The organism is Acinetobacter lwoffii (assembly GCF_024129355.1).
Lineage (GTDB): Bacteria > Pseudomonadota > Gammaproteobacteria > Pseudomonadales > Moraxellaceae > Acinetobacter > Acinetobacter lwoffii_I.
Genome location: NZ_JAMXXP010000089.1, coordinates 1 through 638 on the forward strand (window position 1 = coordinate 1; position 638 = coordinate 638).

General features: G+C 39.0%; 1 pseudogene. It reads left to right on the forward strand.

Going from position 1 to position 638, the window contains the following annotated elements:
• Positions 1 to 618, forward strand: a pseudogene (locus NI468_RS16080) (IS4-like element ISAbe18 family transposase); the annotation flags it as partial.
• Between the last annotated feature and the right edge of the window lie 20 nt (positions 619 to 638).

Consider the following 638-nt stretch of genomic DNA (forward strand, 5'->3'; position numbering starts at 1 on the left):
AAATTCCAGTTTCCTGCTGGCAGCATTGTAGTTTTTGATAAAGGCTATGTCGATTACCAATGGTATGCAAATCTGACTGCTCAAAACATTGGATTTGTCACACGTTTTAGGCCTAAATCTGTGTATCAGGTGATCCAGCAACATCCAGTGCTTGAATCCAAAGGTATTCTAAAAGATGAAACCATTCAGCTGAATAGCGCACATGCCCTAAAAAGAAAAGCCCCAGTGTTAAGAAGAATTGAATATAGAGATCAGCAAAGTGGCAAGCACTTTAGCTTTCTCAGCAATAACTTTCATTTAGCCGCCTCCACCATTGCGGCGATTTATAAAGATCGTTGGAAAGTTGAGCTGTTCTTTAAGGCGATTAAGCAGAATCTCAAATTAAAAGCGTTTCTAGGCCGCAGCAGGAACGCAATTCAGACACAAATCTGGATTGCGATGATCGCCTATTTATTGGTGAGTTTCGCTCAACATTTAGGAAAAACAGGTTGGACAGTTCAACGTTTACTCAGAATAATTCAAGTGAATTTGTTTGAAAGAAGAACTTTAAAAGCTTTATTTTCACCCGATAAAATACCCATAAAACAAGAGGAAGCTCAAATGAGCTTCCTCTTGTGAAAAATTGTGGGACAGCAATG